Origin of the sequence: Marinobacter halodurans, assembly GCF_004327985.1 — a bacterium.
In the GTDB taxonomy this organism is placed as follows: Bacteria; Pseudomonadota; Gammaproteobacteria; order Pseudomonadales; family Oleiphilaceae; genus Marinobacter_A; species Marinobacter_A halodurans.
On the sequence record NZ_SJDL01000001.1, the window covers coordinates 94,627 to 119,842 of the forward strand.

At 62.3% G+C, this 25,216-nt stretch carries 19 protein-coding genes and 3 tRNA genes; 11 read left to right on the top strand and 11 right to left on the bottom strand.

Going from position 1 to position 25,216, the window contains the following annotated elements; all coding sequences use genetic code 11:
• Positions 1 to 91: 91 nt before the first annotated feature.
• A complete protein-coding gene (gene trhA, locus EZI54_RS00460) occupies positions 92 to 769 on the bottom strand; it encodes a PAQR family membrane homeostasis protein TrhA (protein WP_207389107.1) in 678 nt (225 codons plus the stop codon).
• Between the two features lie 261 nt (positions 770 to 1,030).
• Here trhA and EZI54_RS00465 point away from each other — a divergent pair, with 261 nt between their 5' ends.
• From EZI54_RS00465 to EZI54_RS00480, 4 genes are all read left to right on the top strand, one after another.
• A complete protein-coding gene (locus EZI54_RS00465) occupies positions 1,031 to 2,338 on the top strand; it encodes an acyl-CoA dehydrogenase family protein (RefSeq protein WP_131477938.1) in 1,308 nt (435 codons plus the stop codon).
• Between the two features lie 23 nt (positions 2,339 to 2,361).
• Complete coding sequence (locus EZI54_RS00470; RefSeq protein ID WP_131478282.1) at positions 2,362 to 3,570, top strand: acyl-CoA dehydrogenase family protein; 1,209 nt, start codon at positions 2,362 to 2,364, stop codon at positions 3,568 to 3,570.
• A 121-nt stretch (positions 3,571 to 3,691) separates the two neighbouring features.
• Positions 3,692 to 4,699: a hypothetical protein gene (locus EZI54_RS00475; RefSeq protein WP_131477940.1), complete on the top strand. Its 1,008-nt coding sequence runs from the start codon at positions 3,692 to 3,694 to the stop codon at positions 4,697 to 4,699.
• A 118-nt stretch (positions 4,700 to 4,817) separates the two neighbouring features.
• Entirely contained in the window at positions 4,818 to 6,293 is a 1,476-nt protein-coding gene (locus EZI54_RS00480; protein ID WP_131477942.1) for an amidase, read from the top strand.
• Between the two features lie 77 nt (positions 6,294 to 6,370).
• Here EZI54_RS00480 and EZI54_RS00485 read toward each other — a convergent pair whose 3' ends face one another.
• On the bottom strand, positions 6,371 to 7,693 hold the full coding sequence (locus EZI54_RS00485; protein WP_131477944.1) for an acetyl-CoA C-acetyltransferase: 1,323 nt from the start codon (positions 7,691 to 7,693) through the stop codon (positions 6,371 to 6,373).
• 232 nt (positions 7,694 to 7,925) lie between these two features.
• On the opposite strand from EZI54_RS00485, the gene EZI54_RS00490 reads away from it, so the two are divergent.
• Entirely contained in the window at positions 7,926 to 9,335 is a 1,410-nt protein-coding gene (locus tag EZI54_RS00490; RefSeq protein ID WP_131477946.1) for a 3-oxoacyl-ACP reductase, read from the top strand.
• A gap of 19 nt (positions 9,336 to 9,354) precedes the next feature.
• Here EZI54_RS00490 and EZI54_RS00495 read toward each other — a convergent pair whose 3' ends face one another.
• The 8 genes from EZI54_RS00495 to EZI54_RS00530 form a co-directional block, all read right to left on the bottom strand.
• A complete protein-coding gene (locus EZI54_RS00495; protein WP_131477948.1) occupies positions 9,355 to 10,914 on the bottom strand; it encodes a DHA2 family efflux MFS transporter permease subunit in 1,560 nt (519 codons plus the stop codon).
• Positions 10,915 to 10,923: 9 nt separating this feature from the next.
• Positions 10,924 to 12,054: an HlyD family secretion protein gene (locus tag EZI54_RS00500; protein WP_131477949.1), complete on the bottom strand. Its 1,131-nt coding sequence runs from the start codon at positions 12,052 to 12,054 to the stop codon at positions 10,924 to 10,926.
• A 315-nt stretch (positions 12,055 to 12,369) separates the two neighbouring features.
• A tRNA-Val gene (locus EZI54_RS00505) sits at positions 12,370 to 12,445 on the bottom strand.
• A gap of 14 nt (positions 12,446 to 12,459) precedes the next feature.
• Positions 12,460 to 12,536, bottom strand: a tRNA-Asp gene (locus EZI54_RS00510).
• Positions 12,537 to 12,581: 45 nt separating this feature from the next.
• A tRNA-Val gene (locus tag EZI54_RS00515) sits at positions 12,582 to 12,657 on the bottom strand.
• A 165-nt stretch (positions 12,658 to 12,822) separates the two neighbouring features.
• Positions 12,823 to 13,206 (bottom strand): hypothetical protein, encoded by a 384-nt coding sequence (locus tag EZI54_RS00520; RefSeq protein ID WP_131477951.1) that lies wholly within the window; start codon positions 13,204 to 13,206, stop codon positions 12,823 to 12,825.
• Positions 13,207 to 13,425: 219 nt separating this feature from the next.
• Positions 13,426 to 14,283, bottom strand: coding sequence for a DUF2846 domain-containing protein (locus EZI54_RS00525; protein WP_131477953.1), 858 nt, complete (start codon positions 14,281 to 14,283; stop codon positions 13,426 to 13,428).
• A 179-nt stretch (positions 14,284 to 14,462) separates the two neighbouring features.
• Positions 14,463 to 15,353, bottom strand: a complete 891-nt coding sequence (locus tag EZI54_RS00530) for a hypothetical protein (protein WP_131477955.1) — start codon at positions 15,351 to 15,353, stop codon at positions 14,463 to 14,465.
• 141 nt (positions 15,354 to 15,494) lie between these two features.
• Between EZI54_RS00530 and purE the strand changes: the two genes are divergently transcribed.
• From purE to EZI54_RS00560, 6 genes are all read left to right on the top strand, one after another.
• Positions 15,495 to 15,986, top strand: coding sequence for a 5-(carboxyamino)imidazole ribonucleotide mutase (purE, locus tag EZI54_RS00535; protein WP_131477957.1), 492 nt, complete (start codon positions 15,495 to 15,497; stop codon positions 15,984 to 15,986).
• A 59-nt stretch (positions 15,987 to 16,045) separates the two neighbouring features.
• Positions 16,046 to 17,161, top strand: coding sequence for a 5-(carboxyamino)imidazole ribonucleotide synthase (locus EZI54_RS00540; protein ID WP_131477959.1), 1,116 nt, complete (start codon positions 16,046 to 16,048; stop codon positions 17,159 to 17,161).
• Positions 17,162 to 17,393: 232 nt separating this feature from the next.
• Positions 17,394 to 17,978, top strand: coding sequence for a superoxide dismutase [Fe] (gene sodB, locus EZI54_RS00545; protein ID WP_131477961.1), 585 nt, complete (start codon positions 17,394 to 17,396; stop codon positions 17,976 to 17,978).
• Between the two features lie 409 nt (positions 17,979 to 18,387).
• Positions 18,388 to 20,454, top strand: coding sequence for a putative bifunctional diguanylate cyclase/phosphodiesterase (locus tag EZI54_RS00550; RefSeq protein WP_131477963.1), 2,067 nt, complete (start codon positions 18,388 to 18,390; stop codon positions 20,452 to 20,454).
• Positions 20,455 to 20,469: 15 nt separating this feature from the next.
• Complete coding sequence (locus tag EZI54_RS00555) at positions 20,470 to 21,057, top strand: LemA family protein (RefSeq protein WP_131477965.1); 588 nt, start codon at positions 20,470 to 20,472, stop codon at positions 21,055 to 21,057.
• A 30-nt stretch (positions 21,058 to 21,087) separates the two neighbouring features.
• Positions 21,088 to 23,052, top strand: a complete 1,965-nt coding sequence (locus EZI54_RS00560; RefSeq protein WP_131477967.1) for a M48 family metallopeptidase — start codon at positions 21,088 to 21,090, stop codon at positions 23,050 to 23,052.
• Positions 23,053 to 23,144: 92 nt separating this feature from the next.
• Here the strand turns inward: EZI54_RS00560 and gspD are convergent, their stop codons facing one another.
• Entirely contained in the window at positions 23,145 to 25,124 is a 1,980-nt protein-coding gene (gene gspD, locus EZI54_RS00565; RefSeq protein ID WP_131477968.1) for a type II secretion system secretin GspD, read from the bottom strand.
• Between the last annotated feature and the right edge of the window lie 92 nt (positions 25,125 to 25,216).

A 25,216-nucleotide genomic window follows, 5' to 3' on the forward strand; every position in this document is an offset into this window, starting at 1 on the left:
ACGTCTCCGTCCCTCGTCCACAGTTCCGCAGCCGTATGCTACCGAAGTTCGGCCGTCCCTGCCCGAACTTCCAGATTACAGGATGAGACGATCAGATCTTGTCGTAAAGGACCCCGTAGTAAATGGCAAAGAAATGACAGGCTCCGCCACCGACAACGAACAGGTGCCAGATGGCATGGTTGTAGGGAATCCGCTTGAACAGGTAGAAAATCACCCCCAGCGTGTAGGTGATCCCACCGGCCACCACCAACCAGAGTCCCACGTCGTTGACGCTGGCGGCCAGCTCTGTGGACGCGAAGACGATCAACCATCCCATCAACAGATAGATGACGATCTGCAGTGGCTTGAACCGGTGGCCAAACACCAGCTTCAGGGTAATTCCCGCCGCCGCCAGACCCCAGACAATCGCGAACAGTGCCCAGCCGGCACCGTCGCGCATATTGACCAGCAGGAACGGCGTGTAGGTCCCGGCAATCAAAAGGAAGATGGCACAGTGATCCAGCATCTTGAAGATGCGCCGCAAGTGGGGCTGCCGGGCACTGTGGTACAGCGTCGAGGCCAGGAACAGCAGGGTCATGCTGGCGCCATAGATGCTGAAGCTCACAATTTTCCAGGGATCGGCCTCAAGGCTGGCCAGCACAATCAGCACCACCATACCGGCGATACTGCACAGTGCCGCCAGGCCATGACTGATCCAGTTCAGCCATTCCTCCACGACCGGGTAATCCTGCACGCTGCCATCGGCGTTGATGGTCGGTTCGGTGCTCAAGGTTGCCTCCGGGATCTGTTTTGGCCATCGAAATTTCAGCTTACAACTGTAAGCTCAAACAGGCGAATTTCAAGGGGGATAAAGCAATCGTCATAATTCGACGGTGCAATACCTCACAGAGTTGGCGCCAACAGCCGCACGCTGTCTGCGGCGTTGACCGGATTGCCCGGCCCCGCAGCCCCGTTCGCCAATGGCGGACCGCCCGGCGCGCCACATCATCATGGAGAACCCGTGATCCTATCACCCAAGCGGAGATCCAGCATGACGCGCGACCCCATTGGATTTGCCCTGTCCGCCATGAATCGCCTGGCCGGCCTTGCCCTGCTTGATCGCCTGGGCGTACGCAGGCCGGTTGAACGGCTCGCCTACCGGGGCACGCGTGTGGGCTTCCAGACCCTGAACGTCGCCAATCGCGAGTTCAAGCGGGCCCGGGACCTGTTCCCGCGCAAACGCCTGCCGGCCCGCCGGCCCGGCGACCTGTTCGACCTGAACCTGGACGACGACCAGCAGATGATCGTCGACAGCCTGCGGCGTTTTGCCTCCGACGTCCTGCGGCCTTGTGCGGCGGGGTGCGACGAGGATGCCCATCTGCCGCAGGATATCGAACAACAGGCACAGGCCCTGGGGCTGACACTCTATGCGGTACCGGCAGAATTCGGCGGCGTGGCCGAAACCCTGTCGCCGGTGACCAGCGTGTTGATCGCCGAGCAACTGGCCTGGGGCGACCTCGGCCTGGCCCAGGCCCTGCTGGCACCATTCAGTGTGGCCCAGGCCATCACCCGCTGGGGCACGGCCGAGCAGCAGTCCACCTACCTGCCGGCCTTTTGCGAAGAGCAGCCGCCGGTCGCCACCATCGCCATTGACGAACCCATACCGCTGTTTGACCCCATGTCGCTCGCGACCCGGGCCCAGCGCAACGGCGACGGCTTCATGCTCAATGGCCTGAAAAGCAGTGTGATTCGTGCCGCCGACAGTGATCTCTACCTGGTGGCCGCGGAGTTGGAGGGAGAAGGTCCACGGGTGTTCCTGATCGAGCGCGGTGCCGGCGGCCTGGCCTTCGAGCCAGACCCGGCAATGGGGTTGCGTGCCGCCGGTACCGGTCGCATCCGCCTGGACCAGGTCAGGTTGCCCGCGTCGGCCCTGCTGGGTGACAAGGACTTCAACTACAGCACGTTTATCGATCGTGGCGTGCTATTGCGCTGTGGTCTGTCGGTGGGCTGCGCCCAGGCCGTGCAGGACTATGTGATTCCCTACACCAACGAAAGGGAAGCCTTTGGCGAGCCCATCAGCCACCGGCAGTCGGTTGCCTTCATGATCAGCAACATGGCCATCGAGATCGAAAGCATGCGCCTGCTCACCTGGCGCGCCGCCAGCCGCGCGGAAACCGGCCGCAGCTACCATCGGGAAGCCAGCCTGGCCCGCCTGCTGTGCAGCGAAAAAGCCATGGAAGTGGGCACCAATGGCGTTCAACTGCTAGGCGGTCATGGCTTCGTCAAGGAGCACCCGGTGGAACGCTGGTACCGGGACCTGCGTTCGGCCGCCACCCTGTTCGGCGGCACCCATGCCTGATCACCGCCAAGGAGACCTGGATGATAAACCTGGAAATTCCCCATAAGTTCACGCCACTGATCAATCAGGCCCAGCAGGTGGCCCGGGAGGTGTTCCGCCCTATTTCCCGCAAGTACGATCGTGCCGAGCACGCCTACCCTCGGGAGCTGGACATGTTTGCCTCGATCATGGACGGCATGAACGAAGGCTCCGGCGACGGCGGCGCGGGCGCCGGCAGCCTGGCCCGGGCGGGCGACGAGGACGGTTCGGGCAATCGCAACGGCACAAACATGAAAACCGTACTGGGCCTGACCGAGCTGTGCTGGGGTGACGTCGGACTGGCGCTGTCCATCCCCCGCCAGGGTCTGGGCAACTCGGCGATTGCGGCGGTGGCCAACGAGGAACAGCTGGCGCGCCTGGGCAAGACCTGGGCCGCCATGGCGATCACCGAACCCGGCGCCGGTTCAGACAGCGCCTCGATTCGCACCACCGCCACCCGGGACGGCGACGACTACATCATCAACGGCGAGAAGATCTACGTCACCGCCGGCGAACGGGCCGATGCCGTGGTGGTCTGGGCGTCCCTGGACCGCAGCCGGGGCCGGGCCGCCATCAAGTCCTTTGTGGTGGAGAAAGGCACACCGGGCATGACCGTCGAACGGCTGGAGAAAAAGCTGGGAATCCGTGCCTCCGATACGGCCGCCATCCGCTTCGATAACTGCCGGGTGCCGGCTGCCAACCTACTGGGCGATCCGGAAATCAGCGTGGACAAGGGCTTTGCCGGCGCCATGCAGACCTTCGACAACACCCGCCCGGTGGTGGCCGGCATGGCCATCGGTATTGCCCGCGCGGCGCTGGACCAGACCTACGCCCTGCTGGAGAAATACGGGCAGCCCCTGACCTACCGCGCCCAGACCTGGACCCAGACCGCCGCCGAACGGGAGCTGCAACTGCTGGAAGCGGAGTGGGACGCCGCCCGCCTGCTCACCCTGAAGGCCGCCTGGATGGCCGACAACGGCCTGCCCAATTCCCGCGAGGCCTCCATGGCCAAGGCCAAGGCGGGTCGCGTCGGCAACCAGGTGACCCTGCGCTGCGTGGAGCTCTGCGGCAGCCTTGGCTACAGTGAAGTGGAACTGCTGGAAAAGTGGGCTCGGGATTCCAAGATCCTGGACATCTTCGAGGGCACACAGCAGATCCAATTGCTGATCATCGCCCGGCGCCTGCTCGGCAAAAGCTCAGCAGAACTCAAGTAGCCGGACCTGGCGCCGGTTTCTCCCCGGCCCTATGCCGGTGGTAGGCTACGACGTCGAGCAGTCGTTGTCCGCTGCCCTGGGTGGGGCGGAAACGCCCCCAATCACCGGCCAGGCGAGGCGCATGTTTACCATCAACCGAGAGAATCTACGCCGCAGCCACCAGCTGTTCTGGTTCATCGTGGATTTCCTGATGCTGGGGCTGCTGTTCCTCAATATCCTCTGGATCATCTTCGATTCGCTGTATGCGGTCGACGTGGTCCGGGACATGCTTTTCCAGTACGCCCAGCCCTTTGCCGAGTTCTATCGGCCGATCCACCGCAACTTCATTTTCTATGACCTGGTCTTCGTCTGGATATTCCTGACCGAATTCGTTATCCGCTGGGTCTACGCCATACACAGCAAGCTCTATGGCCGCTGGTACTTCTATCCGTTCCTTCACTGGTACGACCTGCTGGGCTGTATCCCGATCGGCTCCTACCGCTTCCTGCGGGTGCTGCGGGTGATTTCCATCGTCTATCGGCTGCACAAGTACCAGGTCATCGACTTCACCCAGACCCGGGTCTATCAGTTCCTGAGGTTCTACTACGAGGCGTTTATGGAAGAGCTGTCGGACCGCATCGTGATCAAGGTGCTGTCCGGCGCCCAGGCGGAAATGACCCACGGCTCGCCGCTGATCCACCGTATCCAGAACGAGATCCTGCTGCCCCGCCGCGACCTGCTGACCCAGTGGCTGTCCGAGAAGGTCGCGGAAACCGCGCAGACCGGCTACATCCCCAACCGGGGCGCCCTGCGTCACTACCTGGAAAACTGCGTGGACCACGCCCTTACCCAGAACGTTGAACTCTCCCGGCTGCGGCAGGTACCGATGCTGGGCCCCCAGATTACGGAAACCCTGGAAGCAGCCGTCGGCGATATCGTGGCGGAAGTCATCCACCGGATCCTGGACGATCTGGCGTCGGCCAGGAACCATGCGTTCATCGAGGATATCGTCGGCACCTTCCTGCAGGAGACCGAGGCCCCCGGCGAAGGGCCGAGTGAAAGCGAGCGACAGATTATCCAGGTGGTCAACGAGATTATTGAAGCCCTGAAGAAACAGCTGGCCATCAAGCGTTGGCGGCAGGAGCTGTGACCGGCCGATCGGGCCAGATGCGACGGACGCCCACCATTCTAAAGCACATGCTTTACTAATCAGCGGCGCTTGGCTTTAATGGGTGATTCAGAACATTTTTCCGAGGACGTCATCCGGCATGCCTGATCTCCATTACCGCAGTGCGGGCGAACTGCTCGCGGCCCTGAAATCCGGCGAACTGACCAGCGAGGCGCTCACCCAGGCCCTGATCACGCGGATCAAGTCACGCAATCCCGACGTCAATGCCGTCGTCACCCTGGCCGAGGAAGACGCCCTGCGCCAGGCCGCAGAGGCCGACGCAAAGCGTGCCCGGGGCGAACCGCTCGGCCCCCTGCACGGTCTGCCGATGACCCTAAAGGACACCTGGGAGGTGGCCGGTCTGCATTGTGTGGCCGGCGCGCCCTCGATGAAGGACTACGTGCCGCGCCAGCATGCCGATCCGGTCCAGCGGCTGGTGGACGCCGGCGCCATCATTCTGGGCAAGACCAACGTGCCGCTCTATGCCATGGACATCCAGAGCTACAACAAGGTCTTCGGCACCACCCGGAATCCCCATAACCCGAAGCATACGCCCGGCGGCTCCTCCGGCGGTGCCGCAGCGGCCCTCGCGGCGGGACTGACGCCGCTGGAAGTGGGCAGCGACCTGGCTGGTTCCATCCGCACCCCCAGCCATTTCTGTGGCGTGTTCGGCCACAAGCCCACCCGCGACCTGGTGTCGATGCGGGGCCATATCCCCGGCCCACCGGGAACCCTGAGCCAACCGGACCTGGTGGAAGGAGGCCCGATGGCCCGCACCGCTGGCGATCTGCGGGAGCTGTTGCAGGTGATTGCCGGCCCGCGGCGGCTGGAGCAGCGCAGCTGGGCGCTGTCCATGGCACCCAACCGTTTGGGGAGCCTGGACCAGGCCCGCGTGGGTCTCTGGCTCAGTGATCCGCTGTGTCCTGTCGAGCATGAGCTGACCCAGGCGTACCGCGCTCTGGGCGAGAAACTCGGCAAACAGGGCGCGCTGGTCGCGGACGCCCGGCATGACCTGCTGGATATGGCAGCGATCCTGCCGGTCTACTTCAACCTGCTCGGCAGCGTGGTCAGCGCCTCCCTGACGCCCAGGCAGCGCCGTCAGATAGCCTGGGTAGGACGTCTGGAAAAATGGCTGCGACTGTTCCTGCCGATGACCCACCACGTCGGCGAATACGGCCGCGCGGTGAACCAGCCCATCCACAGCTGGCTGCACTGGAACGAACGGCGCGAAAAGATGCGTGCCCGGATCGACACGCTGTTCGAAGAATATGACGTATTGCTGACACCGGTGACGCCGACCACCGCCATCGAGCACAACCAGAAGGGCGAAGCATTCAACCGGAAGATCACGGTGAACGGCAAGCCCCGCCCCTACCTCGACCAGTTCTGCTGGATTGCCCTGGCCACTACGCTGGGACTGCCCGCCACGTCGGTTCCGGCAGGCCGTTCACGGGACGGCCTGCCCTATAACATCCAGGTTATCGGTGCGCCGGGAATGGATCTCACCACGATTGGTTTCGCCGAACTGATGGAGAAAGCGGGACTGGCAGGATTTGAGATTCCGAAAGGTTTCTGAACGACCGCTGTCCGACATAAAAAAGCCCGGCCTCATCAACGGCCGGGCTTTTCGTCCTTCCGAGAGCCGGGAACAGGTCAGTCGCGTTCCAGGATCGCCGTCACGCCCTGACCGCCCGCGGCGCAGATCGAGATCAGGCCGCGACCGCTGCCCCGCTCGGCCAGTTGCTTGGCCAGCGTCGCGATGATCCGGCCGCCGGTGGCCGCAAACGGATGCCCGGTGGCCAGGCTGCTGCCCTTGGGATTCATCTTCGAGCGATCGATGCTGCCCAGCGGCTGGTCCCTCCCCAGACGTTCCTTGCAGAAAGCGGGATCCTCCCAGGCCTTGAGCGTCGACAGCACCTGCGCGGCAAACGCCTCGTGAATCTCGTAGATATCGAAATCCTGCAGCGTCAGTCCCGCCCGGTCCAGCATGCGCGGGACGGCGTAGGCCGGCGCCATCAGCAGCCCCTCCTTCTTGTCGACGAAATCGACGGCGGCCACTTCCGAGAAGGTCAGGTACGCCTGGATCTCCAGGTTGTTGGCCTTGGCCCATTCCTCGCTCGCCAGCAGCACGCAGGAAGCACCGTCGGTCAGCGCCGTACTGTTGGCGGCGGTCATGGTGCCGTTCTCGCGATCGAAGCAGGGTTTCAGGGTAGCCAGCTTTTCCAGCGTGGTATCCGGGCGCAGGATGTTGTCTTTTTCCAGTCCGGCCAACGGCGTCATCAGGTCCTCGAAGAAGCCGGACTGATAGGCGGCGGCCAGCTTCTGATGGCTTTCATAGGCCAGTTCGTCCTGGGCCTCCCGCGGGATGTTCCACTCGTGGGCAGTGATCTGGCAGTGGTCGCCCATGGACAGGCCGGTGCGCGGCTCGCCGTTCTCCGGGATTTCCGGGATCAAGTGGCTCGGACGAAAGCGACCCAGGATCTTCAGGCGCTCAGTGTTGGTCCTGGCCCGGTTCAGGTCCAGCAGGATCTCGCGCAGGCCTTCGCCGACGCCGATCGGCGCGTCGGAGGTGGTGTCGGTGCCACCGGCAATGCCGCACTCGATCTGGCCCAGGGCAATCTTGTTGGCCACCAGGATGGCTGCTTCCAGCCCGGTACCGCAGGCCTGCTGGATGTCATAGGCGGGGGTTTCCGGCGCCAGGCCGGAACTGAGCACCGACTCCCGGGTCAGGTTGAAGTCCCGGGAATGCTTGATCACCGCGCCGGCGGCGACTTCGCCCATACGCTGGCCTTCCAGGCCAAAGCGATCCACCAGTCCGCGCAGGGTGGCGGTGAGCATGTCCTGGTTGCTGAGCTTGCTGTAGGCGCTGTTGGAGCGGGCAAAGGGAATGCGGTTGCCTCCGATCACCGCCACCCGGCGGACGGTCTGTGCGGCGTTGCCCGCTTTCTTCTGCCCTGCATTGCTTGTCTGTGCCATGGGATTATCCTGTTCATCGGTATGATGTGTGGCAGTCTATCGGGACGGGCCTGCCGCTCATTGGCAGCCCTGACAACGGCCGGATTGCGTTGAGTCAATCCAAAGACGGCCAGTTTCCCTACCATACGTGGAATGCTGAATAATGCTCGGTAAGGCCTCTCGTTCCGTGGAAGCGGCCTTCCTTTCAGACACCTGTTTCGATTGAAAGCGCGTAAGACGCAAGGAAACCACTATGTCAGACCTTTACCTCAAGTTCGTCAATACCCCCGTCGGCAAAACCACGGCCTCGACCCTGGGCCTGCCCTCGCCGGTCGTGCTCAAGCGATGGCAGCGCAGCGACCAGCCGTTCATCGAGGGCGATGTACTGGTCGGCGCCGCCAACGGCGCCCGGGCCATCGAAACCCTGGGCAGCATCCTCGGCGCCAGTCCCGCCAACGTCTTCCATGCCTCCGGCGGCGAGCGGCTGACCGACTCGGCGAAGGCCGGCAGCAAGGCCAAGCCGCTGGACCTGGGTGGCGACATCCAGAAGAGGTTTGCGGCCCTGGTGTTCGACGCCAGCGGCATCAAGGACACCACCGAACTGCGGGCACTCTACGACTTCTTCCACCCGGTCATCCGCAAGCTGGCCACCAACGGCCGGGTGCTGGTGATCGGCCAGGATCCGGACACCTGCCGCAAGCCCGCTCACGCTGCTGCACAGCGCGCGCTGGAAGGCTTCGCCCGCAGTGTCGGCAAGGAGATCGGCAAGAAAGGCGCCACCTCCAACCTGATCTGGATCGCGCCCAACGCCGAGGAGCGGATTGACTCCAGCGTGCGCTTCTTCCTGTCGCCCCGTTCCGCCTATGTTGACGGCCAGGTGGTGAAAATCGGCAAGGCGGACACCGGCAACACCGCCACCAATCCGGTGGCACCGCTGACCGGCAAGATCGCCCTGGTCACCGGCGCCTCGCGGGGGATCGGCGAATCCATTGCCCGGACACTGGCCCGTGACGGCGCCACCGTGATTGCGCTGGATATCCCGGCCGCCATGACCGACCTGGAGCGGGTGGCCGGCAACATCAACGGCAAACCGCTGGCCTGCGACATCACCGAGGCCAACGCCCCCAAACGGATTGCCGAGTTCGTCGAGAGCCTGGGCAACGGCCTGGACCTGATCGTCCATAACGCCGGCATCACCCGGGACAAGACGCTGGGCAACATGCCCGAGGATTTCTGGGACATGACCATCGCCGTCAACCTGACCGCCGAGGAACTGATCGACTCGGAGCTGCTCAAACGCGGCCTGATCCGCGAGAACGGCCGCATCGTGTGCGTCTCGTCCATCAGCGGCATCGCCGGCAACTTCGGCCAGACCAACTACTCCACCTCCAAGTGCGGTGTCATCGGTTATGTGGAAGCCATGGCCAGGAGCCTGAAGAACGGCATCACCATCAACGCCGTGGCACCGGGCTTTATCGAAACCCAGATGACGGCCGCTATGCCGATCACCATCCGCGAGGCGGGGCGGCGCATGAACAGCCTGTCCCAGGGCGGCCTGCCGGTGGACGTGGCGGAAACCATTGCCTGGTACTGCCACCCACAATCGGCCGGGGTATCCGGCAACGTGGTGCGGGTCTGCGGCCAGTCGCTGATCGGCAAGTAATCCGGTTTCCCCGGAAGACTTAGTGGGCAGGCGCGGGTTCGGCCTCCGGATCCGCCTGCCCCGGCTTCAGCAACAGGACCAGCGGAATCATCAACACGAACAGGGCGCCCATGAAGTGGAAGGCGTCGATATAGGCCAGCATCTGCGCCTGTCCCTGCACCGTCTGGTTGAGCAGCGCCAGCGCCTGGTCATGACTGCCGGTCACGCCCTGCAACCGGGCCAGGTGCTGCTCCCATTCCGGATCGCCGGGACTGGTATTGGCCACCAGCGGTACCTGGTGATGGGCGCCCAGCCGCGAGATCAGCGTCACCAGCACCGATATACCCACGCCCCCGCCCAGATTGCGCATGAACGCCAGCATGGATGCGGCCTGGTTGTTGGCACTGGCCGGCAATCCGATGTACGCCATGGTGTTGATGGGGATAAACAGGAAGGCGATGCCCAGCGTCTGCCAGACCCGCACCAGCGCCAGCGTCGTGCTGTCCACCTGCAGGTTGAAGTTGCCCATATACCAGAGTGAGCTGCCAGCGCAGAGCAGACCGAAGGCGATCATCAGTCGCAGATCGACCCGGCCGGCCAGCTTCCCCGCCACCGGCATCATGGCCATGATCGCAAAGCCCCCCGGCGAGATGACCAGCCCGGCATCCAACGCGCTGTAATCCAGCAGGGACTCCATGAACAGCGGCAGTAACGCCGTTGACCCCAGCAGGATAAAGCCGAGGACGAACATCAGGAGGTTGGAAATGGCGTAATTGCGGTAGCGGTAGAGGCGCAGGTTGACGATCGGGTTGTGCTGGTCGAAAGAACGCACGATGTAGGTCAGCAGTGCGACGATGACCACACCGGTCAGCACCCGGATTTCCAGGGAATCCCACCAGTCCTCGTTCTGGCCCCGGTCCAGCAGCCACTGGAGACTGCCGAGACCAATCGCGATCAGGCTGAAACCGATGTAGTCGATGGGACTGCCATCGTGGTTGGGCTTTTCATCCGGCAGGTACATCCGGATCAGGACGATCAGTAACGCCCCCACCGGCACGTTAATGAGGAAGATCCAGTGCCAGCTGAACTGGTCGGTGATCCAGCCACCCAGTGTCGGCCCAATCGCCGGCGCGGCCACCACCGCAATACCATACATGGCAAACGCCATGGACCGCTGTGCCGGCGGAAAGGCGTCCGCCAGGATGGCCTGGGATACCGGCTGCAATGCCCCACCCGCCAGTCCCTGGATGGCCCGGAAGAAGATCAGCATCCCCAGACTGGGTGCCAGGCCACACGCCAGCGACGCCGTGCTGAAACCGATAATGCAGGCAATGAAGAAACGGGTGCGGCCGAAATACTCGGACAACCAGCCCGCAATGGGCAGGGCAATGGCGTTGGTCACCAGGTAGGAGGTCAGGACCCAGGTGGATTCCTCAGGCCCCGCCCCGAGGCTGCCGGCGATGTTCGACAGGGATACGTTGGCAATGGAGATGTCGAGCACCTCCATAAACGCGGCCAGCGCCACCATCGGCGCGATCAGCCAGGGATTGATCGCCTTGCGGGCCGAGGAAGCTCCGTTGCCGGCTGCGGCATCACTCATGGCAACCCCTTACGGTTGTTTGCCCGCGCTGTCCAGATACACCGTGGGCACCACCGACATACCGGGCCACAACTGCAGGTCCCCGGGCACATCATCCAGTTCGATGCGAATCGGCACGCGCTGGACCACTTTCACGAAGTTGCCCGTGGCGTTTTCCGGCGGCAGTAGCGCAAACCGGGATCCGGTTCCCGGCTGGAAGGACGCCACATGCCCCTTCAGGGTCCTGTCCGGATAGGCGTCCACATCGATATCGACCCGATCGCCCACGTGCATATCGCCAATCTGGGTTTCCTTGTAGTTGGCCTTGATCCAGGGGTGGCCGGAGACCAGGATCACCAGCGTCGCTTCCGGCCCCACCATGGCGCCGGTGCGCGCCTGGAGCTCGCTGATCCAGCCATCCACGGGCGCCTTGATGGTGGTCCAGTCGAGATTCAGCCGGGCCTGGGTCAGGCTGGCCTGCGCCTGCTCCAGGTTGGCTTTGCCTTCATCCACCGCGGCTTGCATGACCGGCAGGCGTTGATCGTCCGCAGCAACCGCCTGCTGCTGCGCACGGGCCGAGGCAAGCTGGCTCCTGGCCACGGACACTGCCGCCGCGGTCGCCGCATGATCGCTCTCCAGCGTGTTCAGGTTGGTGCGGGCATTTTCCAGCGTCTGCCTGGAAACCTGGCTTCGTTCCACCAGCACGCTGTAGCGTTTCACGTCGCGGCGGGCCTGTTCGATCTTGGCGGCCTGGGCATCCCGCGCCCTTTCCTGCTGGGTAATCCGGGCCTTGGCCACATCAACGCTGGCCGCCGCTTCCGCCTTGCGGGCCGCCAGGTCAGCCTGGAATGCCGTCAGCGAAGCCTGCGCGCTCTGGAGCGAGGCGCGGGCATTGGCCACCTTGGCCTGGGCCGCCGAAAGTGCCGCCCGGTAGGGCTCGGGATCAATCTTCGCCAGTACCTGCCCGGCTTTCACCGCCTGGTTGTCATGCACGGCAACCTGCACCAACGGCCCATCCACACGGGGCTTGAGATACACCACATCCCGCTGGACAAAGGCATCGTCGGTGGTTTCCTTGCCCAGGCTCCACCACCAGATACCGGCAATCACAACGGCGGCAATGGCAAAAACAATGAAGAGGCGCTTCAAACGTGAAGACATGAGTGTCGTTCCATCCCTAAAAGAGTCGGCGCCCTCGCATCCTGTGCGACCCTGTGAAGATACGGCGTTGGGCACAACCCGGGCGTCAGGCGGACATAGGAGGACATTGATCGACGTCACTCAGACCGGAATAAGGCGTCTTGGGACCGATCATCGCCGAACATGACGGGAAGGCAGCATAAACCACGAACTGTCCGATTCGCAATTCACCGACAAAGCCTGGATCAGGTCAGGGAAACACGAATGTGGCCATCGCAAAAACCCCGATATCAGCGAACGCTGTCGGGTCTCGTCTGCCAACACATCGATAGGAATTGGTGGGTGGTGCAGGGATCGAACCTGCGACCCTCGCCTTGTAAGGGCGATGCTCTCCCAGCTGAGCTAACCACCCGGGAAGTCGGGAAATGGCGGAGCGGACGGGACTCGAACCCGCGACCCCCGGCGTGACAGGCCGGTATTCTAACCAGCTGAACTACCGCTCCGCAGACATCCTCCTGCCGATGGGGCAATCTGGCAGGGCGCTGAATTGGTGGGTGGTGCAGGGATCGAACCTGCGACCCTCGCCTTGTAAGGGCGATGCTCTCCCAGCTGAGCTAACCACCCAATCAGCGCGGATGAAGCAGCGAATGGCCGTGTCGGCGATGCTGTGTCATCCAGATGAGACGCGCATTTTAAGCATTTGAGTGGGCCTGTCAAATACTTTTGCGGGATTTTTTGGAATAGAACTCAAACGGTTATTTTGCAGCCAGATAAGGAGCTGTCGTCAGGTTACGAGCCCTTGCCATTCGTCTTCGGCGAGGCACGCTTCTTCTTGTTGCTCTTCGACTCGCCGGAAGCTCGCTTCCGCCCGGCCTTGACCACCGAACTCGCCGTGTGGGCCGCAGACGCGGCTTTTCTCTCCAGTGACAGTCGTCCGACGCTGGAGCGGCGCTCGTCCGGAATCGATTCTTCAGCCAGGCGACGGTTGATCTCGTCGAGCTTGGTTTGCAGCGCGTGCATGCGCTCGTCCACCAATCCCCTCAACGAGGGCCCGAGATGGTCGACCAGGTGCCGTAACTCATCCAGTCGGTCTTCTCCCAGGTGTTCCGCGTCGTGGATCACCTCCAGATACTGCCGGCGCAAACGATCGAGCCGGCCCCGCGCCCAACGCACGGGTTCTCCCACAGTCTCCTTCAATGACATCGCATCCTCTTTATTATGGTGTCCGGGCACATGGAAACAGCGCGCTCATCTTTCCAGTCTAGTCAGGCCAACCCGACCGGCCAAGAAAGATGTGCGCTGCGTCACACTGTACAAAGGGTGCGCCGAACCACATTGGCATCCGTTGCCACGGTTTGCGTCATTTTCGCGATGGCGATTCCCGGTGTGGGCTCAGAAAGGCCACCAACTGCTGTCCCCGGCTTCTTCCGCCCTCTCCCGCTCCGCTTCCAGCGCGGCATACGCCTTGTCCAGCGCTTCGATCTGGCGGTCCGTTTCCAGGGGTCGGGTGGGACCGCCGCCAAACGGCCAGTACCAGGGCGCCTCGCCATATTGACCGTTGGCCTTCATGGCTTCGATCTCTTCGTCGCGCGCCTGTTCCAACGCTTCCCGCCGGCGTTCGTAATCGGCATCCTGGTTCGCCTCGACGATCGATGTAGCCGCATGGTTCGGCGCCAGCAGGTCGCTGTTGAGGAACCGGGTGGTGACCAGCTCGCCCTTGCCCATGGCGTAGTCCCGGGTGACCAGTTGGAGGTCGCCGGTGGCGAGCGGGTCTTCGGCATCCAGGTCGGGATGGACCTCGGCGGGCGGGGACAACTCGTTGTATCGCAGGTAATAGATATGACCGGCCTCGACATCGAGCACGGCGTCCGCAATCCGGCTCAGATCGATGTCGTTGATGCCTTCCAGCCCCAACAGCGGCCGGCGCATGATGATGTGCCGGGGCCCCGGCTCCACCTCGAGCCAGGTATAGCTGTCGTCCCGGATGTTGAAGTAGTGCTGCCCATCGATGTAGACACTGGGTGACTCGATCTCATCGGCGGCCCAGCGGGAATGCGTCCGGTAAAAATAGAGGAGCGCGTGATTCCGGGAGTCCCACCGGTCGTTGGAAATATGCACGAAGTCCTTGCCGGAAACCGGGTGCAGGAAGGCACCGGTACTCTTGCCGATGGACTGGTGAATGGTGCAGCCGCTGAGTACGAAAGCCAGGACCAGGGCGGCAGGCCTGGCCATCCTTGTTGCGTTACGCATGCGTGTGTTTTCCCCTGATCCGTTCGGGGCGCCCTGCCCCATGGGCCCGGGCGCCTCTGGTTCCGGATCATAGCAACAGGCCCGGGGATCAAACCGAGACCTACCGCAAGGGATGGCTACAAACTGTTACACGGCCTCCGATGGGAGACGGCGTGAAAACGACTGTGCCTGGCGACGCGTTATTTGCGCAGGCTGGCCACCTCATCGTCCAGCCGGATCAAACGCGCATTGAGTTGCGCCCGAGCCGCGTCGATCGCATCGATGGCGTTCTCGATTTTGCCCAGACGCTGGCGGGTGCTGGCCAGACTGTTCTTCAGGGCAGCCAGGTCACCGCCGCCTTTCTCCAGGCTATCCAGTCGGGCCAGGATTTCCTGGCGGGCCAGATTCTGTTCCCGTCCGAACCGGTCCAGCCGCTGCTCGACGGTCGCCGTCATGTTGTCCGCCGTTTCTTCCACCGTTTTCAGGCGGGGCTCCAGGTCGGCCAGGTTCGTCTGCAGGGACTTGAGCGCCGCCTGGCGCTCTTCGGCACTCTCCTGCAGCGACTTGATGTCGGCGGCCAGGGTGTCGGCCCGTTTATTGAAATCGCCCTTCAGGGTACTGGTGGTTTCCTCCAGGTAAGCCAGTGCCGCCTTGTTGGCGTTGATCGCATCCTTGTTGCGCTCGTTGGCCACCGCCCAGAGTTTGCGAATCTCGCTCTCGTTGGTTTTCGCCTGCTTTTGCAGGCTGGCCAGGGACGAATCCTTCTCTTCCAGGCTCTCTCCCGTTTCGGACAGCTTGCCCTCAAAACGTGCCAGGGCGAGCTTGCTCTGGCGGGCCCAGTAGTCGGCTTCCTGCAGCCGCTCCGACATCTGGTCGATCCGCTGCTTCTGCACATACCAGCCCCAGCCTCCGGCAGCGACAGCCGCAACCAGCAACACCACGAGGACCGGGATCGCGCCCCGACCAGGCTGGCGGTTCAGCGACAGTTCCGGCCCGGGACGGCTGGCCCGCGCGGCCGTTTTCCCGGGCTTGGGCTTGCCCGAACCCGCCGATCCCCGTACTTCATCCCGTTCAGGACGTATCGGTTCCATAGTTTCCCCAATTCAGACCAATCAACCTGGACGTGATCTTATCGATTCGCAGCCCAAAGCGCCAAAGGCCATCATGATTTGCATGGCTAACGAGCTCTGCATACAATGCTCGGCTTCTTTTTTAACACCGGGACCTTGCTTATGCAGCCGCAAGTTGGTCTTATCATGGGCTCCAAGTCGGACTGGCCGACCATGGAGCATGCCGCCAACATGCTCGAGAAGCTGGGCGTCGCCTACGAAACTCGGGTCGTGTCGGCTCACCGCACGCCTGACCTGCTTTTTGACTATGCCCGCAACGCCGCCGGTCGCGGCCTGCAAGTGATCATCGCCGGCGCCGGCGGGGCCGCCCACCTGCCGGGCATGGTGGCCTCGCAGACGTCTCTGCCGGTGCTGGGCGTACCGATCCAGTCCCAGGCACTGAACGGCCTGGACTCCCTGCTGTCGATCGTTCAGATGCCCGGCGGCGTGCCGGTCGGCACGCTGGCCATCGGTAAAGCCGGCGCGACCAACGCCGGACTGCTTGCAGCCCAGATTCTGGGGCTCAATAATGGCGATATCCGGGCTGCGGTGGAACAATTCCGGACGACCCAGACCCAGGACGTCCTCGATAATCCGGATCCCCGGGCAGAGTGATTCTTGACACGCTTGCCCGATCCCCGGGTCGGGCAGCTCGATCATCACCGGAGTAACACATGCGAATTGGTGTACTAGGCGCCGGTCAGCTCGGGCGCATGCTCGCCCTTGCCGGTTACCCCCTGGCCAATGACTTCGTCTTTTATGACATGTCCGGCAATCCCAGCGCAGGACTGGGCGAGGTCATTATCGACCGCAACAACGAATTCCTGAAAGACTTCCTGTCCCGCGTGGATCGGGTGACCTACGAGTTCGAGCACCTGCCGGTCGAGATCGCCCAGATCATCGCCCGGGAGAAGCCGGTCTATCCATCTCCCCGCGCGCTGCAGGTGTGCCAGAACCGGGAAGCCGAAAAGACCCTGTTCGGCAGCCTGGGCATCCCGACCCCGGAGTGGCGCATCGCCGAAAACGCCGAGCAGTTGCGCAGGGCCGCCAGCGAACTGGGTTGCCCGGTAGTCGCCAAATCCAACACGGAAGGCTATGACGGTAAGGGCCAGGCGGTCCTGCGCTCGCCGGAGGAGGCCGCAGAAGCTTGGCGATCCATCAGTCATGACAAGCTGATTGTCGAGAAATTCGTCGATTTCCAGCGCGAGGTGTCCATTATTGCGGTTCGCGGCGAGGACGGCGAGCTGGCCTTCTATCCGATGGCCGAGAACGTCCACAGCGAAGGCATCCTGCGCTATTCCATCGCGCCGGCCCCGGGGCTGCGTCCGGAAATCCGCGACGATGCCGAACGCTACATCCGCACGCTGCTCAACGAACTCGATTATGTCGGTGTGCTGGCCCTGGAACTGTTCGAAACGGCGGACGGTCTCGTGGCCAACGAGATGGCACCGCGGGTTCACAATTCCGGCCACTGGACCATGGAAGGCGCCGTCACCAGCCAGTTCGAGAACCACATCCGTGCCGTCACCGGCATGCCGCTGGGCGATACCAGCGCCCGTGGTGTCAGTTGCATGGTGAACATCATCGGCAGCCATGGTGACGTCCGCGATATCCTGCGTCTGCCCTACACGCACCTGCATCTGTACAACAAGCTGGAGCGACCGGGTCGCAAGCTTGGCCATATCAATGTGTTGGCCGACAGCTACGAAGAGCTGGTCTGGCGCGTCAGGAACTGCGCCTGCTTCCTGCCCGGTGCGCCGGAACTGGATTGCTCCCTGACCCGCAGTTGAGCCTGGCAGGCCGGGAGGCGCGATGGTGCTTCCCGGCCTATAATCCCCCGCCCCCCTTGAAAAAAGATCCGCTGCCCCAAGGTTTTGCGACGTGGATTCGCCCCATCCAGGGTGTTAAGCTTTGTAAATACCACGTCACAAATGGAGCGACGTCTGATCGTTCGGGAACGCCCCCGGAGCCATTCACGTCGTCGCAAATACTGTTGAGAGAAGATACGAGGGAGACCTTCCAATGGCATTTGAACTTCCAGCACTGCCCTACGAAAAGAACGCACTTGAACCGCACATCTCTCAGGAAACCCTGGAATACCATTACGGCAAGCACCACCAGACTTACGTCACCAAGCTCAACGGCATGGTCGAAGGTACTGACAATGCCAACAAATCTCTCGAGGAAATCATCAGGAGTGCCGGTCCGGGCGGTCTGTTCAACAACGCAGCCCAGGTCTGGAACCACACCTTCTACTGGAACTGCCTGAGCCCGAACGGCGGTGGTGAACCGACCGGAGCGGCTGCGGACGCCATCAACAAGGCTTTCGGTTCCTTCGAGGACTTCAAGAAGGAATTCAACGAGAAGGCGGCCGGCAACTTCGGCTCCGGCTGGACCTGGCTGGTCAAGAAAACCGACGGCAGCGTCGCCATCGTCAACACCGACGACGCCGGCACGCCGCTGACCACCGACGACAAGCCGGTACTGACTGTCGATGTGTGGGAACATGCCTATTACATCGATTACCGCAATTCCCGCCCGAACTATCTGGAAGCGTTCTGGAAGCTGGTCAACTGGGATTTCGTCAACGAAAACCTCGCTGGCTGATTCCCATACGGGAAGCTGTCGATTTGCCCGATCCCGGCAAGGGATCGATCAACGCCCGCTCACTGAGCGGGCGTTTTTTGTTGCAAACCTTTACCTGCCGAAACTGGACTTTGTCCGTCCATACAGCTATTTAACTATGGGTGGGGCACCCTGCGGATGATGGAGCGCCCGACTCGACACAGACTGTCTCCATCACCCACGTCAGCCCCCAACCGATAAGCGGCTGCCAACAAAGACGACCATGCAGCCCATCTGCCACAGGATGTAACGCGGATACAGCCGCGGCGCGACAGGATGTCGTTCGCCCAAGAACGTCTCATCGCTACCTGAAGTCTCGGCCCGAGTGCCGGTGAGGCAAAAATTCGAGGATCGCCCGACCACGCATCCGGCGGCCCCTAAGCGCTGAATAATGACTAGACAGTTTCAGTTCGAACACCGGCTCGGCTACCGCATCCTTCGCTGGGTATTGCTGATTGCGCTACTGAGCGGCGTTGTGCTGAGTACGACGCAGATCATCATCGACGCCAAACGGGTTTCCGGCGAGTTGGACCAGCAAGCCCACCAGACGCTGGCCCTGGTCCGGGACGCCGCCAGTCAGGCGGTCTACAGCATTGATGAAGACCTGGCCCAGCAGGTCGTCGATGGCCTGTTCGAGCAGGAGGCGGTCCGCTTTGCCAGCATCACGCATCCCGACGGCGAAGTACTGGCCAGCAATACCCGCGACCTGCTGCCCTCGGATTACCGCCCCCTCACAGACCGCATCTTTTCCGCCGAACGCCACTATCGCGTCCCACTGACCCGTGAGGGCGACGACCCGGTCACCTATGGCTTCCTGGAAGTGAGTTACGACACGGCCTATTCCGCCGCAGCCTGGCTCGACCGCGCGACCCTGACCTTCCTGTCCGGCATTGCGAGAGCCATCGTCCTGAGCCTGGTGCTGTTTGCCGTCTTCCATATCCTGCTGACCCGACCGCTGTTCCGGATTATCAGCTCCATTTCACGGGTCAATCCCGACAATCCAGGTGACACCCTGCTGGAAATACCCCGCGGCCACCGCAGCGACGAGCTGGGACTCTGGGTCAACGCCACCAATAACCTGCTGGTGGCCATCACCGAGAACCAGGAGAAACAGGCCGAAGCCGAGGCCCGCGTCAACCGTCTGTCGAGATACGACAAGCTGACCGGTCTGCCCAACCGTGAGCTGTTCCTGGTCATGCTGAACAACGCCCTGGAAGAGCACAGACGCAGCGATCAGACCCTCGCTGTCTTCTGTTTCGGTATCGACGACTTCAAGAGCATCAACGAGCAACACGGCTATCACATGGGTGACCAGCTACTGCAGACCATCGCCGATCGACTCGGCGGTGACGGCCCCAACGGCCCACTGCTTACGGCGCGCCTGGGGAGCGACCAGTTCGTTGTGGTGGAACAACACCTGCGCGATGGCTACCAGTGCGCCGCCACCTCCGAGTGGCTCCTCAACGAGATCAGCGCTCCCATTCGCCTGGCCGGCCGCGAAGTGTCCGCTTCAGCCACGATCGGTATTGCCCTGTTCCCGGACGATGCCGAGCACAGCGAACAGCTGCTCCAGCGTGCCGAGCAGACCATGACGCTTGCCAAAGCCGGTGGCGGCAACCAGTTCCAGTTCTATGTCGCGAGCGTCGACCAGGAAATCCGCAACCGGAAACGGCTTGAGAGAGAACTGCACCAGGCCCTGGTGGAGAAGCAGTTCCATCTCGTTTACCAGCCCCAGATCAACCTGGAAACACATCGGGTCATTGGCGCCGAAGCGCTGCTGCGCTGGGAGCATCCGATCCACGGGCTGATCCCGCCGGACCAGTTTATCCCGCTGGCGGAACTGAGCGGCTCCATTGTTGAAATCGGCAGCTGGGTGCTGGACGAGGCCTGTGCCCAGGCGGCGCTCTGGTCCAGCGAGGGCATGCCGATCCGGATTGCCGTCAATCTCTCCGCCGTCCAACTGCGTCAGGACGACATCGTGGCAACGGTACTCAAGACCCTCAAGCGTCACTTGATTCCACCCGGACGCCTGGAACTGGAGGTCACCGAGACGGGCTTCATGGAAAACCTGGACAGCGCCGTGGAGAAGCTGTTGCAACTGCGCAACGAGGGCATCAACATCGCGGTGGACGATTTCGGCACGGGCTATTCGTCACTGACCTATCTCAAGCGGCTGCCGGTCCAGCACCTCAAGATCGACAAGCAGTTCATTCGTGACCTGCTGGTCAACGAGGAAGACACCCGCATCGCCAACACCATTATCGACCTGGGCAAGAGCCTGAACCTGGATGTCATTGCCGAAGGCGTCGAGACCGAGGAACAGGAATTCTACCTCCTTAACCGCGGCTGCCAGCTAGCCCAGGGCTACTTCTTCAGCAAACCATTGAAACCGGACGATTTTGCATGCTTTGTGGCGGCGTTTCACCATAGAATCACCGCAAACTCCACTGAAAACTGACGACAAGGACCCTTCATGACGACAACGCTGATCGGCCTGGCGGTCATCGCCGCCCTGGTTATTCTGATCGTTTCCATCTACAACCGACTGGTTTCCCTGCGCAATCGCTTCAAGAACGGTTTTGCCCAGATCGATGTCCAGCTCCAGCGTCGCCACGACCTGGTCCCGAATCTGGTGGAGGCCGCGAAGGCCTACCTCTCCCACGAGCGCAACACGCTGACCGAAGTCATGGAGGCACGGAACAACGCCGTCAGCGCGCAGAAGGATGCCGCCGGAGATCCGGCCGATGGCCAGAAGATCCAGAAGCTGTCTTCGGCCGAGAACATGCTGTCCCGCGCCCTGGCCAACTTCTACGCCGTCGCCGAGAACTACCCGGAGCTGAAGGCCAATGAAACCATCCAGCAACTGATGGAAGAGCTGTCCAGCACCGAGAACCGTGTGGCCTTCTCCCGTCAGGCGTACAACGACGAGGTGATGTTCTACAACACCTTCCGGGAAAAGTTTCCCAACAACATCATCGCCGGACTGTTTGCCTTCAAGCCGTCCGAACAACTGCAACTGGAAAATCCGGAAGCCCGGCAGGCACCGAAAGTCAGCTTCTGAATCCGGGCCCACTGACCCGACACTTTACCTATGGCCAAACTTGGATTTTTCGAGCGCCAGGAGCGCGCGCGGCGCAATACGACGCTGCTGGTGCTCCTGTTTACCGCCGCCGTCCTGCTGATCACCCTGGTGGTGGATCTGGTGGGCTACCTGGTGACCCGCAACGTCGAGCCCACGGCGAACTTCGGCATCTGGCTGACGTCGCGACAGGGCCTGTTCACCTCCATTGCCGTGGTTGCCGTCATCGGACTGGGGTCGTTGATCCGATGGATCGATCTGGCCGGCGGCGGCGAGCGTGTGGCCCGCATGGTCGGTGCCCGACTGCTTGACCCATCCAGCCAGGACCCGCACGAACGCCAACTGCGCAATGTCGTCGAGGAAATGGCAATCGCCAGCGGTGTCCCTGTCCCGGATCTCTATGTCATGGACAACGAAACCGCCATCAATGCATTCGTCGCGGGTTATTCACCGGGCGAGGCGGTCATGGTGGTCACCCACGGTACCCTCACCCAACTGAATCGCGATGAGCTGCAGGGCGTCGTTGGCCACGAGTTCAGCCACATCCTGAACTCGGACATGCGCATCAATGTGCGGCTGATCGCCCTTCTGGCCGGCATCCTGATGATCGGCCAGATTGGTCAATTCCTGCTGGGCAGTGCCGGCCGACGACGCTACTACAGCTCCCGCGACAACAAGAGCCAGGGGCTGGCCATCGGCCTCGGGCTGGGCCTGATGCTGGTCGGTTACATCGGGCTGTTCTTTGGCCGGCTGATCCAGGCGGCCATCTCCCGGCAGCGTGAGATGCTGGCCGACGCCTCCTCGGTGCAGTTCACCCGCAATCCCGAAGGGATTGCCAGCGCCCTCTATCGAATCGGCGAATCGAGCAGCTATTTTGAGTCCACCGGCCACGCCAGTGATGTCAATCACATGTGTTTCTCGGAAACCGTGCACATGCGCTTCGCGGGTTGGTTGGCCTCGCACCCGCCACTGGAAGAACGGATCAACGCCATCGGACCGGGTTTCCTGGCACGATTCCGCAGCCGGCGCCGGGACGATGTCCGCCAGCCCCAGACGGCCGCCCCGGCACAGGAACCCCAGGACTCAGCGTTACGCGACGGATTCCAGCAGGTCGTCGCACCGCTGGCGGGACGCCGAACCTCGCCGCTGGCGCCCAACACCCGCCTGTCGGACAGCGCCGGCGCGGTCACACCAGCGAACGAGGAATACGCCCAGCAGCTGCTGCACCAGTTGCCCGACAACACCCGGACCCTGCTCTATACCCGCACCGGCGCCGTGCAATACTGCTATAGCCTGATCTTCCACAGCATGTCCGACGCCGAGCGCCAACATGCCCTGTCCGGTATCGATGAGGCCAGGGGCGTACTGGCTTTCGATCCTTCGCTGATCGAGCGCTTCTACCCGACCCTCGACCAGTTGGGGGAGGCCATCCGCCTGCCCGCACTGGAACTGGCCATGCCGGCGCTGCGCAAGCTCGACCCCGAAGAACGCCGCGGCCTGGAGCAGGTGCTGATCCGGCTGGTCCGCGCCGACGGGCGCGTTACCCTGTTTGAGTTTGCCCTCTTGAGCTTCGTTCACCGTCACCTGTCTCCAGCCGGCCGCAAGGCGGACAAGGTGCGCTATCGCCGGTTCGCCGACGTCGCCGACAGCCTGGGGGAACTGCTCAGCCTTGCCGCACGTTCGGCAACGACTTCGGCGGACGAGGCCCGGCACTGCTACCAGGAGGCCGTGGCAGGCTTCCAGGACCGGACCGTGGATCTGGGCCCCATGCGCGAGAATGTCTCTTCCCAGGCCCTCCAGAAGGCCCTTACACGGCTTCGGGGGTTGTCGCCCCTGCTGAAGCCGGCGATTATCGACGCCTGCGGCCACTGCATCCTGAGGGACAACCAGGTGGTGGTGAGGGAATATGAAATTCTCCGCCTGGTGGCCGACCAGCTCGACTGCCCGATGCCGCCGCTCCCCGTCACGACGGGGTGATCGCCCCATCCAGCCCGGGATACCCGGATTTTACCGGGCCGGAAATGACGAAGGCCGGCATTAGGCCGGCCTTCCCAGTCTGAACGCTAGCGTCACTGCTGCGGTGTCCCGAAATTATCCGGCTGCAGCCTGTTACGCTCGAACAGCGTGTTGATCGGCGGGCGTTTGGCATCCTCCGGGATCTTGTGCCCCAGCTTCTTGCTCAGCCCCAGGTTGATGTTCCACAACCCCTGGTACTTCTCATCGGTGATGGTGGCCACATCGCCCTTGCTCAGGATGATCTTCGGTCGCAGGAACACCAGCAGGTTACGCTTGATCTTGGTCTTCGACTCCGAGCGGAACAGCGCCCCCAGGTACGGAATATCACCCAGGAAAGGCACTTTGCTTTTCGCCACGCTGTAGTCCTCGCGAATCAAGCCACCCAGTACGATCGTCTCGCCGTCATCGGCCAGTACCGTGGTCTTGATCTGACGCTTGTTGGTCACCAGATCCGAGGCAGACTCCACGCTGTCGGCGATGTTTTCCGTCGTCTGCTCCACAATCAGCTTGACCAGCCCATCCGCACTGATGGTGGGAGTCACTTTCAGCGTCAGGCCCACATCACGGCGCTCGATGGTCTGATACGGATTGGATACGCCGTTACTAGTGGTGGTGGTCGAACCGGTGACGAACGGAACGTTCTGACCGACCACGATCTCTGACTCCTGGTTGTCCAGGGTAATAATGCTCGGCGTCGACAGCAGGTTGGCGGCGGTCGAACTGGAAAGCGCCTGGATCAGGAATCCCCAGGTAATCCCGTTCTCGTTTCGCTCGCCCAGTCCGAGCGACAGGCCACCGGTTGCCGGCGATACGACTTCGTTGCTGGCGATCGCGCCGATGATGTCTCCCAGACTCAGACCCACATTGCCGAAGTTGGTGCCCGCCAGCGGCGTTGAGCCGTTGCCCTCGTCGGCCACGGCGAACTGCACACCGAGATCGCTGCCCAGCTCATCGCTGATCTCGACAATGGCGGCCTCAATCAGGACCTGGGCCCGACGCACATCCAGCGCGTCTACAATGGTGTCAACCTCCTGCATGATGGACGGCTCGCCACGGACTACCAGCGCGTTCAGCCCCTCGTCGGCGAAGATGGCAAAGCCTGCGTTACCACCGCCGGATCCGCCGGAACTGGATTGGCCCTGCTGGTTCTCCTTGGCCACCTCACCCATGACGCCCTTGAGGATTTCAGCGAGTGACTTGGCATCGGCGTGCTTGAGGCGGATGACCTTGGTGGTGCCTCCGGAGGCGGAAGGCTGATCCAGCTTCTTGATCAGCTCCCGCATCTTGGAGCGGAAATTCTCGTCGCCGCGGAGAATCAGTCGGTTGCTGCGTTCGTCCGCGGTCACACTGTACTTGTTGGCCGCCTCATTGGCCTGCTTGCCCAGCTCAGAGGGCGCCAGCTCCTGCAGCAGGCGCACCATATCACCGACCCAGGCCTCCTTGAGCTGGATGACTTCCACCTCGTACTTCGACGGGCTGTCCAGTTCCTTGACGATTTGCTCAATACGATGCACGTTCGCCGAATGATCACTGACGATCAGCGCATTTGCCGCTGCAACACCGGCCAGGTGCCCGTATTTGGCCACCAGTGGCCGCAGGATGGGAACCAGCTCCAGGGCATTGGCGTTGTTGACCTGTATGACCTTGGTAATCAACTGCTCGGAGGGGATGGTGTCAAAGCGCTTTAACGACTCGGCGGACTGCTTGGCATCCACCTGCTGGACAATCTTGATGACCTCCTCGCCCGGGATCGCCGTAAAACCATGAACCTGCAATACCGCCAGGAAGAGATCGTAGATCTCATCCTTGTTCATGGGGGCCGAGGACAGGACGGTGACCTTCCCCTTGACCCGCGGATCCACCACAAAACTGTAACCGGTGATATCAGCAATCTGCGTGACGAAAGCGCGGATGTCCGCATCCTTCAGGTTGAGTTTCCAGGTGCCCTCTTCCTGGGCATGGGCCATCATGCTCATCGGAAGAAGCAAAGCCAGAACCAGAGCCCGGATCAATGGCGAGTTCAGAGTAGTCATGCAGTGCTGGTTTCCTGTAACTGAGAAACTTGCAGCGGGCATCCCGAGCCCGCCTTTTTATAATCGTTGTACTTTACAGCCCTTGTCATCGG

Excerpts from the sequence above, each read along its gene's own strand:
- EZI54_RS00465 (WP_131477938.1), top strand. The coding sequence starts at position 1,031 with ATGACGCGCGACCCCATTGGATTTGCCCTGTCCGCCATGAATCGCCTG.
- EZI54_RS00475 (WP_131477940.1), top strand. The coding sequence starts at position 3,692 with ATGTTTACCATCAACCGAGAGAATCTACGCCGCAGCCACCAGCTGTTC.
- EZI54_RS00480 (WP_131477942.1), top strand. The coding sequence starts at position 4,818 with ATGCCTGATCTCCATTACCGCAGTGCGGGCGAACTGCTCGCGGCCCTG.
- EZI54_RS00485 (WP_131477944.1), bottom strand. The coding sequence starts at position 7,693 with ATGGCACAGACAAGCAATGCAGGGCAGAAGAAAGCGGGCAACGCCGCA.
- EZI54_RS00490 (WP_131477946.1), top strand. The coding sequence starts at position 7,926 with ATGTCAGACCTTTACCTCAAGTTCGTCAATACCCCCGTCGGCAAAACC.
- EZI54_RS00495 (WP_131477948.1), bottom strand. The coding sequence starts at position 10,914 with ATGAGTGATGCCGCAGCCGGCAACGGAGCTTCCTCGGCCCGCAAGGCG.
- EZI54_RS00500 (WP_131477949.1), bottom strand. The coding sequence starts at position 12,054 with ATGTCTTCACGTTTGAAGCGCCTCTTCATTGTTTTTGCCATTGCCGCC.
- EZI54_RS00525 (WP_131477953.1), bottom strand. The coding sequence starts at position 14,283 with ATGCGTAACGCAACAAGGATGGCCAGGCCTGCCGCCCTGGTCCTGGCT.
- EZI54_RS00530 (WP_131477955.1), bottom strand. The coding sequence starts at position 15,353 with ATGGAACCGATACGTCCTGAACGGGATGAAGTACGGGGATCGGCGGGT.
- purE (WP_131477957.1), top strand. The coding sequence starts at position 15,495 with ATGCAGCCGCAAGTTGGTCTTATCATGGGCTCCAAGTCGGACTGGCCG.
- EZI54_RS00540 (WP_131477959.1), top strand. The coding sequence starts at position 16,046 with ATGCGAATTGGTGTACTAGGCGCCGGTCAGCTCGGGCGCATGCTCGCC.
- sodB (WP_131477961.1), top strand. The coding sequence starts at position 17,394 with ATGGCATTTGAACTTCCAGCACTGCCCTACGAAAAGAACGCACTTGAA.
- EZI54_RS00550 (WP_131477963.1), top strand. The coding sequence starts at position 18,388 with ATGACTAGACAGTTTCAGTTCGAACACCGGCTCGGCTACCGCATCCTT.
- EZI54_RS00555 (WP_131477965.1), top strand. The coding sequence starts at position 20,470 with ATGACGACAACGCTGATCGGCCTGGCGGTCATCGCCGCCCTGGTTATT.
- EZI54_RS00560 (WP_131477967.1), top strand. The coding sequence starts at position 21,088 with ATGGCCAAACTTGGATTTTTCGAGCGCCAGGAGCGCGCGCGGCGCAAT.
- gspD (WP_131477968.1), bottom strand. The coding sequence starts at position 25,124 with ATGACTACTCTGAACTCGCCATTGATCCGGGCTCTGGTTCTGGCTTTG.